At 70.9% G+C, this 11,767-nt stretch carries 10 protein-coding genes; 6 read left to right on the top strand and 4 right to left on the bottom strand.

Going from position 1 to position 11,767, the window contains the following annotated elements; translation table 11 throughout:
- Position 1 precedes the first annotated feature (1 nt).
- Complete coding sequence (gene ispG, locus HNR67_RS22760) at positions 2-1,132, top strand: flavodoxin-dependent (E)-4-hydroxy-3-methylbut-2-enyl-diphosphate synthase (RefSeq protein ID WP_185010978.1); 1,131 nt, start codon at positions 2-4, stop codon at positions 1,130-1,132.
- Positions 1,133-1,180: 48 nt separating this feature from the next.
- On the opposite strand, the gene HNR67_RS22755 is transcribed toward ispG, so the two are convergent.
- Both HNR67_RS22755 and HNR67_RS22750 read right to left on the bottom strand, forming a co-directional pair.
- Positions 1,181-2,059 (bottom strand): terpene synthase family protein, encoded by an 879-nt coding sequence (locus HNR67_RS22755; protein WP_185004226.1) that lies wholly within the window; start codon positions 2,057-2,059, stop codon positions 1,181-1,183.
- Between the two features lie 182 nt (positions 2,060-2,241).
- The gene (locus tag HNR67_RS22750) at positions 2,242-3,351 is read right to left on the bottom strand and encodes a PucR family transcriptional regulator (protein ID WP_185004225.1); all 1,110 of its coding nucleotides are present in this window, start codon (positions 3,349-3,351) and stop codon (positions 2,242-2,244) included.
- A gap of 224 nt (positions 3,352-3,575) precedes the next feature.
- Here HNR67_RS22750 and HNR67_RS22745 point away from each other — a divergent pair, with 224 nt between their 5' ends.
- Positions 3,576-4,949 carry a cytochrome P450 gene (locus HNR67_RS22745; RefSeq protein WP_185004224.1) on the top strand — a complete coding sequence of 458 codons (1,374 nt, stop codon included), beginning with the start codon at positions 3,576-3,578 and terminating at the stop codon, positions 4,947-4,949.
- Here the strand turns inward: HNR67_RS22745 and HNR67_RS22740 are convergent.
- Together HNR67_RS22740 and HNR67_RS22735 are read right to left on the bottom strand one after the other, a co-directional pair.
- The gene (locus tag HNR67_RS22740) at positions 4,885-6,075 is read right to left on the bottom strand and encodes a helix-turn-helix domain-containing protein (RefSeq protein ID WP_185004223.1); all 1,191 of its coding nucleotides are present in this window, start codon (positions 6,073-6,075) and stop codon (positions 4,885-4,887) included. The genes HNR67_RS22745 and HNR67_RS22740 overlap by 65 nt on opposite strands.
- Positions 6,076-6,177: 102 nt before the next feature.
- A complete protein-coding gene (locus HNR67_RS22735) occupies positions 6,178-7,356 on the bottom strand; it encodes a helix-turn-helix domain-containing protein (RefSeq protein ID WP_185004222.1) in 1,179 nt (392 codons plus the stop codon).
- Between the two features lie 167 nt (positions 7,357-7,523).
- Between HNR67_RS22735 and HNR67_RS22730 the strand changes: the two genes are divergently transcribed.
- From HNR67_RS22730 to HNR67_RS22715, 4 genes are all read left to right on the top strand, one after another.
- Positions 7,524-8,801, top strand: a complete 1,278-nt coding sequence (locus HNR67_RS22730; protein ID WP_185004221.1) for a glycosyltransferase — start codon at positions 7,524-7,526, stop codon at positions 8,799-8,801.
- A 101-nt stretch (positions 8,802-8,902) separates the two neighbouring features.
- Positions 8,903-10,432 (top strand): alpha/beta hydrolase, encoded by a 1,530-nt coding sequence (locus HNR67_RS22725; protein ID WP_185004220.1) that lies wholly within the window; start codon positions 8,903-8,905, stop codon positions 10,430-10,432.
- A 225-nt stretch (positions 10,433-10,657) separates the two neighbouring features.
- The gene (locus HNR67_RS22720; protein ID WP_185004219.1) at positions 10,658-11,368 is read left to right on the top strand and encodes a hypothetical protein; all 711 of its coding nucleotides are present in this window, start codon (positions 10,658-10,660) and stop codon (positions 11,366-11,368) included.
- A gap of 20 nt (positions 11,369-11,388) precedes the next feature.
- On the top strand, positions 11,389-11,760 hold the full coding sequence (locus HNR67_RS22715; RefSeq protein ID WP_185004218.1) for a hypothetical protein: 372 nt from the start codon (positions 11,389-11,391) through the stop codon (positions 11,758-11,760).
- Positions 11,761-11,767: the final 7 nt, after the last annotated feature.

The following is an 11,767-nucleotide window of genomic DNA, read 5'->3' as shown; positions in this document are numbered from 1 at the left end:
CATGCCGGACCTGCCGCCACCGGTGCTCGCCGAACGCCGGAAGACCCGGCAGCTCCAGGTCGGCAAAGTCGGCGTGGGCAGCGATCACCCGGTGTCCATCCAGACCATGACCACCACGCTCACCAGCGACGTCAACGCGACCCTGCAACAGATCGCCGAACTCACCGCGGCGGGCTGCGACATCGTGCGAGTCGCCTGCCCCTCGCAGGACGACGCGGACGCTTTGCCAGCCATCGCACGGAAATCCGGGATCCCGGTGATCGCCGACATCCACTTCCAGCCCAAGTACGTCTTCGCCGCCATCGAAGCCGGATGCGCCGCCGTTCGGGTGAACCCGGGGAATATCAAGAAGTTCGACGACCGGATCGGCGAAATCTCCCAGGCGGCAAAGGAGACCGGCACCCCGATCCGCATCGGCGTCAACGCCGGATCCCTCGACCCACGGCTGCTCAAGAAGTACGGCAAAGCCACCCCCGAAGCCCTGGTCGAATCCGCGCTGTGGGAAGCCTCGCTGTTCGCCGAACACGACTTCCACGACATCAAGATCTCCGTCAAGCACAACGACCCGGTCGTCATGGTCCGCGCCTACGAACTGCTCGCCGAACAGTGCGACTACCCGCTGCACCTGGGGGTCACCGAGGCCGGGCCGACCTTCCAGGGCACCATCAAGTCCGCGGTGGGCTTCGGCGCGCTGCTGTCCCGCGGTATCGGCGACACCATCAGGGTTTCCCTCTCCGCGCCGCCGGTGGAGGAGATCAAGGTCGCCACCCAGATCCTGCAATCCCTCAACCTCCGCCCGCGCAAGCTGGAGATCGTCTCCTGCCCCAGCTGCGGCCGCGCCCAGGTCGACGTCTACACCCTCGCCGAACAGGTCACCGCCGGGCTGGAAGGCATGGAGGTGCCGTTGCGGGTGGCGGTGATGGGCTGTGTCGTCAACGGCCCCGGTGAGGCTCGCGAGGCGGATCTGGGTGTGGCCTCCGGCAATGGCAAGGGCCAGATTTTCGTCAAGGGCAAGGTGATCAAAACCGTGCCCGAGCACCAGATCGTGGAAACCCTGATCGAGGAGGCCATGCGGATCGCCGAGGAGATGGAGCCCGTCGAGGGCGCCGTGCCCGTGGTGACCGCGAGCTGAACAGCGGAACGTGCTGGGGCGGCGTCGATCCGGCGCCGCCCCAGCACCTCATCCGACCAGCAGTTCCTCGATGTAGGCCGGCACGCCCTCGCAGCGGTCGACCTCGCGGTAGCGGGCCGTCTCCGCACCCCAGTCCAGGTGCCCGCGCATCCACGCCCGCAGCCCGTGCAGGTTACGGCTCCAGCGCGCCGGATCCGCGGCCAGCAAACGGGTCTCGGCCGCCAGGAACTCCGCCACCCGCCGGTCCAGCATGTCCCCGGCGAGCCGGGTCGCCTCCGCCCACGGGATGCCGTGCCGGGTGGAGAGCACGATCACCAGGTTGTGCACGTCACCGCGGGCGACCTCCTTGTCCACCGCCACCACGTCGTCGGTCCAGCAGACGATGTCGGCGGCGGCGGTCATGGCCTGCTGGTAGTCCGGATCGGCCCACTCCTGGTCGGTGAGCAGGTCGCCGGTGGCCAGTTCGGTCAGGTCCAGGGTGGCCAGCATGGAACCGGCCCAGCGCCGGTGCGGCAGGTAGGCGTCCAGCACCGGCACCCGCCCGGCCGCCCGGTTCGCCGCCTCCCAGCGGCAGGCGTCCAGGTAGCCGCGCACGTGATCGCGGTAGCGGGCCCACCACGGGCCGAGGTGGCTGACCCGGTCGCAGATGTCGGCCAGGCCGGCGGCCAGCGGCGGCAGGTCGTCCCGGCGGCCGTCCAGGACCTGGTGCACCGGGCCGGTCAGCCGGTCCAGCGCCACCGGGTCCCGGCCCAGCAGGCCCTCATCGCACTGGTCGTCGATGACGAAGAGCCAGGACAGCCAGTCGGTCACCACACCCCGCACCTCCAGGGCCGCCTCCGGGTATACCCACGCGGACAACCGGCCAGCGCCAATGGCGTCGAAATGCGCGCAGGCGGCCGGCGCCCGCACCATTCCGAACCGGCGCACCCATCGTCTCGTCTCGTGTTCCGCCTGTCCGTGCCAGGCCGCCACCGGAATGGCGGGAATGGCGAAGTCGCGAACTAGATCCCTGATAGGCACACAAATCCCTCCGACGACCTTACGTGGTCTCCAGTCTGCGCACGCCCGGGTTCGGCGGACATCGCGACAAGTACGTAGGCACTACGTAATCACGGAAATTGGTTTTCCCGGGTGATGCGATAGGCCAGACTGAGTTCGGCGAGCTGTCTCGGGTCGGTCAGCGATCGCCCGGTGCGTTCCTCGAGTTTTCGCAGCCGGGACCAGACGGTGTTCGGATGACAATTCAGGCTGCCTGCCGTGTCCACGACCGAACCATGGCAGGCCAGCCAGGCGCCGAAGGTGTCCAGCAGCAGCGCGCGCTCGGCCACGGGCAGCCCGGCCAGCTCGGCGAAGACCACCTCGGCGACCCTGGCCAGCACATCGGGGGCGGCCGCGATCGCGGCGGCCAGCGGATCGGCGCTCGCCCGCCGGAGGTCCTCGGTGACCAGCCGCAGGGCCGCCGCGCTCTCCCGCAGGTCGTGGTAGGCCGGACTGACCGCCACCGGGCCCGCGCAGTGGCCGTGCAGCAGTTCGGCCAGCTCACCCGGTTGCACGTGCGAGATGGACAGGCAGGCCACGCCGACCTCGAGATCGGGGCCGAGCCGCCAGACCGAGGCCGCGCCGCTGGCCTGCAGGGTGGTCTCCGCACGTAACAGCGCGTTGCGGCCGATGGCCGGGACCTGCGCCGCGATCACCGCGTAGGTGCCGCGGGCCGGGATGCGCAGCACGTCGGCGGCCTGGCTGAGGTCCTCACCGTCCAGGCGCCCGGCCAGCAGCGCGTCCAGCAGGGCGGTGCGCCGCTGCTCGTCGGCGCGGGCCTGGTGCAGCGACTCCTCCTGGTAGCCCAGGGCCAGCTGCCGCACGCAGGTCTGCAGGCCGGTCCACATCCTGGCTGCCGAGGGCAGTGGCGTCCCCGCCGCCGACAGCCGTTCCCAGAGGCAGTCCGCGACCACCTGGCAGGCGGCCAGCACCGCGGCGAACGGGATCCCGCCCTCGGCCGAGCGCCGCCCTTCCTCCCGGGTGTCGGGCACGTCCAGCACCGCGGCCGACTCCAGCGCGGCCAGCGCGAATCGAACGTGACTCCGGATGCTCTGCCGGAATTCCTCGGCGCCGGACCCGGCCAGAGCCCGATAGGCAGGTACGCTTGCCCGAATTCGTCCGATGACCGTATCGGCGATCTCCTCGGTCGCATGTGCCAGTTCCTGCCCTGCCTCCGACATGCCCGGAGCGTATCCAGCTGGGCCGTGCGCACATCGGGCAGACTACGTAGCGACTACGCACTTCCTAACCCGGAATTCGCCGGAAACCCGCGTGGTTGTTTCAGCGCACAGCGGCGGTGTCCCTCTTTTTGTTCTGCCGTACATCGACCCCGATCGCCGTTCCTGACAGGCTCGGATCGAATTCGCAAATCCCCCGGAACAACGGCTCTTGAGGAGCTACACAGATGGCACACGCGACGGTGGTCAAGGCGCCGAATCGGCTTCCGGTCCTGGGCAACGCACTGGCCTTGGCCAAGGGGCGGCTCAATTATCTGGAGACCCTTGCCCCGCTGGGGGACATCGTCGAGATCGGCGTCGGCGGGCAGCCGTACTACCTGATCAACAACCCGGACCTGCTGCACCAGGTGCTGACGGCCGACAGTGACAAGTTCGACAAGGGCCGCTTCTTCGAGCACGTCAAGCTGTTCCTCGGCAACGGGCTCATGACCTGCGCCAAGGCCGAGCACCGCAGGCAGCGCCGGATGATCCAGCCCGCCTTCAGCCAGGCCGCGCTCCGGCAGTACGCCGCCATCGTGGCCGAGGGCGCCGAGCAGCAGGTCGGGCGGTACGCCGAGGGTCAGGTCCTGGAGCTGTACCCCGAGCTGCAGCGCCTCACCATGGTGCTGATGTCCAAGACGATCTTCTCCGGGGACGACTTCGACGAGGTCTCGGTCAGTCTCGCCGACCTGCTGCCGGAGTTCCTCAAGGGGATCCTGCGCCAGACCCTGATGCCTGCGGACTTCCTCAACAAGCTGCCGCTGCCGGCCAACATCCGCTTCCAGCGCGCGCGGACCACCATCCGCGGCGCGGTCGGCGCGGCCGTCACCCGGCACCTGGACACCGGCCAGAACTCGACCGACCTGATGTCGCAGCTGATCGCGGCCAGGGACGAGCACGGGGCAGGCCTGTCGCACGAGCTGCTGGTCGACCAGGTGGTCACCTTCCTGATGGCGGGCAGCGAGACCTCGGCCAGCACCATGAGCTGGTTCCTCTACGCCATGATCAACGCGCCGGAACTGGAGCAGGAGATCGCCGAGGAGCTGGCCGAGGTGTTGCAGGGCAGGCCGCCGACGGTGGCGGATCTGCCCCGGCTGGGCAAGCTGAACCGGGCCCTGATGGAGACCCTGCGGCTGTACTGCCCGGTGTGGTTCCAGACCAGGCGGACCATCACCCCGGTCACCCTGGGCGGGGTGGAGTTCCCGGTGGGGCGCAACTTCCTCTACAGCTTCGCCGCCATGCACCGCGATCCGGCCGCTTTCCCGGACCCGCTGGAGTTCCGGCCGGACCGGTGGCTGCGCCCCACGCACCCGCGCAACGTGTTCATCCCGTTCGGCTCCGGCGCCCGCAAGTGCATCGGGGACAACTTCTCCATGCTGTCCAACGCCCTGGTGCTGGCCAGCTTCCTGCAGCGCTGGACGTTCAGCCGGGAGGGCGGGCAGGAAGTGAAGGCGTTCGCGGGCGCGGTGCTGCACCCGCAGGGGTTGCGGTTGCGGCTCAGCAGCCGTCAGGCCGCCTACGCCGTCGCCGGCCAGCCTCGTAGGCCAGGGCCAGTTCGGTGACGGCCACGGGATCGGCCAGCGAGCGACCGGTGCGCTCCTGCAGTTTGCGCAGCCGGTAGCGCACGGTGTTGGGGTGGCAGTACAGCAACTCCCCCGCCGCGCCGGCCGATCCCCCGGCGTCCAGCCAGGCCCCGAGCGTGCGCACCAGCAGCTCCCGCTCGACCTCTGGCAGGTCGGCCAGCGGCGCCAGCAACACCTCGGCGAGTCCGTCCGCCGCCGCCGGTGAACTCGCCGCGATCATCGCCAGCGGCGCGGAGTCGAAGCACACCACCGGATTCCGCGCGGTGCCGGCGTCCAGGGCGGTGCGGGCCAGCCGGAACGCCCTGGCGGTCCCGGTCAGGCTCCGGTAGGCGGGGCTCACCCCGGCCTGGACGCCGGAAAGCCCGTGCAGCAGGGAGATCAGGCTCTCGGCGCGGGCCGGGGTGGCGATGATGCCCGCGTCGACCCCGTCCAGTTCGGTCCACCCCAACGACATCCCGGCTGCCCGCAACCGGGTCGAGATCAGCCGCGCCGCGTCCCCCTCGACCGCGGTGGCCGCCACCGCGAGGAAGGTGCCTTCCCTTGGCAGGCCAAGGGCCTCGGTCGCGGCCCAGGAGATCACCGGTTCGCTGCCGCGCAGCAGGGCGCGCATGGTGCCGGTGTGCGCCGCGCCCGCCTCCAGCGCACCGGCGGCGATCTCCTGCTGGTAGCCGAGGACCAGCTCGCGGACGAACTCCTCGTGCAGGTCCCAGGCGTGCTGGGTGCCGTGGGCCAGGGCCGGTCCGGCGAATCCGGTGTGCAGCGCGGTGTCGGCCAGTCGCCGCCAGATGAAGCCGATCAGCAGGTGCGCGGCCTCCAGCAGGGTGGCCAGGGACACGCCCGCGGCGGCCCGGCGGCGGCCGATGCCCGCGGCGGACAGGGTGGTGGCGCAGGGCCGCCTGGCCAGCGCGGAGTAGACCACGCGTAGCCGGTCCCGGCAGGCGGCGCGCAGTCCGGCCCGGTCCAGCACCAGCCCGGACCGGTACACCGGCAGGGCGTCCTGGAGCAGGTCGGTGAGTTCCTCGGTGTGCGCGTCGGCCCGGCGCAGCAGGGCGAAGCCGAGTTCCCGGACCCGGTTGGCGGCGGTGTCCCGGACGGCGTGGGTCATGGCCGAGGTCCCTTCGTCGTGCTGCTGGGGCAGCCACGACGGTCTCCCGCCCGGCGTGGCGGGGCATCGGGCGGACCACGTAGCGGCTACGTAAGCAGCAGGTCAGCGACCCAGCCTGCGATCGATCTCGGCGGCCAGCCCGAGTTCGGTGAGCTGCCGGGGCACGGACAGCGACCGCCCGGTGCGCTCCTCCAGCCGCCGCAGCCGGTGCCGGACGGTGTTGGCGTGCACGTGCAGGGTGGCCGCGGCGGTCCGGGCCGAGCCGCTGTCCAGCCAGACCGCGAAGGTGTCCAGCAGCAGTAGACGCTCCCGCTCCGGTAACTCGTCCAGTCCGGCCAGCGCGCCGCGGGCCACCCGCCGCATCACCTCCGGCGCGCTCACCGCGGCCACCGCCAGCGGAGCCCGGTCGAAGAGCACCACCGGTTCGTCCGGGGTGCTGGCGCTCAATGCGATCCGGGCCAGGGTCAGCGCCTGGGGTGTCTCGGTGAGGTCGTGGTAGGCCGGGCTCACCCCGACGCCGACCGCGGTCCGGAGCAGGTCAAGCAGCTTCGGGACCTGTTCGGCCGGCCGGGTCAGCGCGGCCACACCCAGCTGCTCGTCGTGCTGCAACCGCCACACCGAGGGGATGTCCACCGCGCGCAGCCTGCTCTCCACCTGCGGCAGGCCGGATTCGCCGATCTCCCGGACGTTGGCGGCCAGCACCACATACGGCCCGGACGGCGGCAGCCGCAGCACATCGGCGGCCACCCACAGGTCGCCGCCCTCGGCCAGCCCGCCCTCCAGCAGCGCCTGTACCACGGCGGAGCGGCGTTGTTCCTGCCCTACCAACCGTTCGGTCAGTTCCTCTCGGTAGCCGTCGGCCATGGCCTGCGTGAACACGTCATGGACCTGCCACATGTCCGTCGCCGCGCGCATCAGCACCGCTCCGGAGGCGTTCGCGGCCAGCGCGGCCTCGGTGAGCTGTTCCCACAGGAACCGCGCGCTCACCCGGTAGGCCTCCATCACCGTGGCCAGCGGCATGCCGGCCCTGGCCCGCACCCGCCCGTTCTCGAAGGACTCGCGCGTGCCGACGTCCACCCGGCGGCCGACCGCGCCGTAGATGGCCCGGATGTGGTTGAGACAGGTGGCCCGGACCTCCTTGGCGGTGACCACCTGGCCGGTGCGGTAGACCGGCAGGGCCGCCCGGATCCGCCGGGTCAGCTCCTCGGCCAGTTCGGGTGCGCGCGCCAGTAACACGAGCCCGAGACCGGCGACCGCGTCACCGGCCGGATCCACCACCATCACCGCACCCGCCTCCCGGATTGGCCTGCCCGCGGCACGCTACACAACCTCTGTTGTCCGCCAGCACAATCCGTGGTCCGCTGCGTGGTGCCACCGAACATCGACGCCGTCACCGCCGGACTGGAGACTGGATTCATCGATTCCGCCACCGATCGAGGCACCCTGACGTGAGGCTCCACCTGCACGGCCGCCGGCCCGCCCACGCGGGCGACGGCGAGTCCCGGACGCACCGGGACACCGCGTGCTTCCTGCTGTCGCACAAGGGAGTTGTCCCGCACGACCTGGCCGCGGGCCCGCGCTGCCTGGCCGAGGTGGCCGACGGCGACCTGGTCCTGGCCGGCGCGCACGCCTTCCTCTACCACCGCTGGCGGGAGCGGCTGGGCCGGGAGTTCCGGATCGTCCGCCAGGTGCACGCCGCGTTGCGCGCGGACTACTGGCTGCAGGAGGAACTGTGCGCGCCACTGCTGCGGCCCGGTGATCTGGCGCTGTTCCCCACCGAGTACGCCCGCCGGCTCTACCTGCGGCACTTCCCGGCCACCGAACCGCGAGCCGCGGCAGTGTCCTATCCGCTGCTGGATCGCCTGGACGCCTTCCCACCGCTGCCCGTGCCGCCCATGAACACGGTGCTGCGGGTGGGTTTTCTCGGCGCTCACTCGGCCGCGCGCAACTTCGACCAGGTGGTCGGCGTGTTCGGGCGGCTGCACCGGGAGACCGGCGGACGGGCTCGGCTGGTGTGCGCCGGGCGACCGGATTCCCCGCGCTGGCAGGAGAACGCGGTGCGGGCGCGGCTGGCCGATGACTGGGTGCCCGCCGCCGCGGTGACCATGCTCGGCGAACTGGCGCCGGATCACCTGGACGCGCTCTTCGGCGAGATCGACGTGCTGCTCTGTCCGGGCACCAGCTCCACCGACGCCACCGGCCGGGCCATGCTGGAGGCGCTGACCGCCGGGGTGCCGGTGCTGGCCGCCGGGATCGGCCCCGCGGTGGAACTGCTGCCCGAGCGCAACCTGCTGCCCACCCGGCTGCACGCCGACCTGAAGTCCACAATGGACTGTCCAACCCAGCTCGGCCGGGTCGACGAGGACGCGCTTCTGCACAAGTTGATCACCCGCGACTTCGCGCCAGCGCGCATCACCGATCCCGCGCCCCGTCAGGACGCGGCCTTCTGGAAAGCGCTCACCGGACCACCCGCCACCGAGCCGTCCCGGTACGACCACCGGCTGCCCGGCCTGCTCCGGATCGGCGAACGCGCCACCCTGTCCCCGGCCACCCTGGACCGGGCCGAACAGGTCTGTCTGGCCCAGCTCAGGGGCTGCCGGGCCGAACTGAAAAACCTGTTGGCCGAGTCCGGACTCGCCCCGCCACGCGCGGCAGGCACTCTGCCCAGGCTGCTGAACTCCCTGGTCCTGCCCCCGCTGCCGTACTCACTGCCCGCCACCGCCTGACCCGGGGGGCCCGCGGGGCGAGCTGTCCGGTACCCGCCATCCCTGGCGGCGGGATCCGATCATGGGCAGTATGGGCGTGTGTGAGAACTGTTACTCAACACATGCGTGCGAAACGTCCGCGGAACCGAGCACTGCTCACGTTTGTCGCGGGCGCGCTGGCCGTCTCCGGTGCGGTGGTGGCACCGGGCGTGGCCTCGGCCGAACCAACGGTCAAGCCCATCGACTGGCAACCCTGTCCGAACGCGCCCACAGTGGACTGTGGCTTCGTCGAGGTCCCGGTGGACTGGGCGAACCCGGCCGGGGAGAAGATCCAGATTGGCCTGGCCCGCCGCAAGGCCAAGGATCCGGCCAAGCGCATCGGCGCGGTGCTGATGGACCCGGGCGGCCCCGGTGGTTCCGGTGTCGCCTCGGTCAAGGGCTCCGAGCAGTTCACCGAGGCGGTGCGGGCCCGCTTCGACCAGGTGGGCTTCGACCCGCGCGGCATCAACACCAGCAGCAAGCTGCTCTGTGACGCCGACCTGGCGAACAAGGCGACCGCGGCGCGGCACCCCACCAGCCAGGCCGACTTCGACCAGCTGGCCTCGCTGAACCGGCAGCTGCACGACAGCTGCCGGACCAACTCGGGCAAGCTGGCCGAGAACGTGGACAACCTGAACACCGTGCGCGACATGGACGCGATCCGGGCCGCGCTCGGTGAGCAGAAGCTGACCTACGTCGGCTACTCCTACGGCAGCGTCATGGGTCAGCAGTACGCCGAGAAGTTCCCGCACCGGGTCCGGGCGCTGGTGCTGGACGGCAACATGGACCACAGCATGAACACCGCCTGGGACTTCATGCGCAGCGAGACCGCGCCGGTGGAGCAGGCGTTCATCGAGTTCGCCAAGTGGTGTGACACCACCGCGAAGTGCGCGCTCTACGGCCAGGACACCAAGAAGGTCTACGCCGAACTGCGTGCCAAGGCCAAGGCGGGCACCCTGGTCGGCCCGAACGGCAAGGTGGACTTCTACTCACTGTCCAGCTACGCCTTCGGCACCACCCGCCCCGCCCAGTGGGGCACCGTGGCCACCGCCCTGCGCGGCCTGCGCGACGGCGCCGTCACCGACAGCGCGGTCACCACGCTGGCAGGCCCGATCGCCAACATCGCCTACCCCACCATCTGGTGCAGCGACTGGCGTTACCCGGTCCGCGACTACGCCGAGTACAAGGAACTGCGCGACCGGCTGGACAAGCGCTTCCCGAACGTGCAGTGGTCCCCCTACGTCGACCACGCCATGACCTGCGTCAACAGCGGCACCAAGACCACGAACCCGCAGCGCAGGCTGGACATCAAGGGCGCCCCGCCGCTGGTGATGATCGGCAACATCCACGACCCGGCCACCGTGTACGAGTGGAACGTGACCGCGGCCAGGCAGAGCGGCGCCCGCCTGATCACCTATGAGGGCTGGGGCCACACCGCGTACCGCCAGAGCGGCCCGAGCCCGTGTGTGAACGTGGCCGTCGACGAGTACCTGATCAACCTCAAGCCCCCGCGCTGGGGCCTGACCTGCCCGGCCACCGAGGTTCCCGGTGGGACCGGCGTGGACGCGCGCGAACTGCAGCAGCCTGAGGTCGGTCCTTACCTGGCCGGCTGATCGGGAGGTGGCCACGGACCACACATGCCGGTCCGTGGCCACCTGCTCCGTTCGACCCGGCGGGTGCCGATCTCCCCCGCGCCGCCGGTGATTTACTCATGCCTGGTTGATGTCAAAGGCTACTTCCCCCACCGGCTGCCGCCCGGAGACGCTGAACGGGCTGATGCGAGGTCCGGTCTGGGGAGAGCAGAGTGACATCATCAACGCGGTGCGCGGAAACCAGCCGTGCGTGAGGCGGTGCGGGCCGAACTGCTGCGCCTGCGCAGTGGCTGGTGGACCGCGATCGCTTTCGGTTACGCGGTGCTGCTGCCGTACCTGATCTGGAGCTACGCCCCCGACGAGGTGGCCGGGCGGGTGGGCGAGGCCGCCGCATCGGGCAGCCGGATGTGGTTGTTCCTGATGGCCACGCCGCTGACCGCGGGCTGGATCGGCTCCTGGCTGATCAGCCGGGACTACCACTACCGCACCAGCAGCCGCCTCGCCTGGCTCACCACCCGGCGCGCGTCCTTCGTGGCCGGCTGCCTCGCCGGGGCCATCGCCGGACTCGTCGTCGCGGTGGCGGGGGTGTTCGGCTGGGGCGCGCTCATCTGGCAGCTGCAACGGGGCGATGACCCCTATCTCGGTGGGCTGACCTGGTCCCTGGCCGCGGGTTGCGTGCTGGCCTGTGTGCTGGCCGGGGTCTGGGGTGTGCTGCTGACCCGGCTCTGCGCCAACTACTACGTGGCCACCGCGATCACCTTCGGCCTGCCGCTGGCGGTCGAACTGCCCCTGGTGCTCACCTGGCCCGAGCTGGGCGGCTACCTGCCGGATGCGGTGCTGGCACTCACGATATCCGTTGTCCCAGGGGACTTCCGCGCGCCCGTGGCCTTCCTGCCGTGGCTGGCCGGGGTCGGCGCGCTCGCCTGGTGGTCGCATCAGCGCCGGGAACACATCTGAGCAGAACTGGGGAGTTGACCGTGGCACGACCAGAGTTGCCGCTGGACCCGAGCGCGGGTCCGGTGCACCGCTTCGCCGCCGACCTGCGTTCGTTGCGCGCCAGGGCAGGCAGTCCGCCGTACCACGAACTCGCCCGGCAGGCCCATTTCTCCGTCACCTCGCTCTCCGATGCCGCCCGCGGCCACCGGTTGCCCACCCTGGCGGTGGTCCGCGGCTACGTGCTGGCCTGCGGCGGTGACGTCGAGCAGTGGTCCGGCCGCTGGCGGGACCTGGTCGCGGCCCAGCGCCGGGCGAAACGGGTCAGCTCAGGGAAACCGGACCGGAAGTTCGCGCTGTGGCTCATCTCCGTGGGCGTCGGCCTGCTCGGCGCGGCCCAGCACGATGCCCGTTAGCCCCGGC

The organism is Crossiella cryophila, assembly GCF_014204915.1.
Lineage (GTDB): Bacteria > Actinomycetota > Actinomycetes > Mycobacteriales > Pseudonocardiaceae > Crossiella > Crossiella cryophila.
Note: the sequence above shows the minus strand (reverse complement) of the source record. Positions and strands in the feature narration are given on the sequence as shown.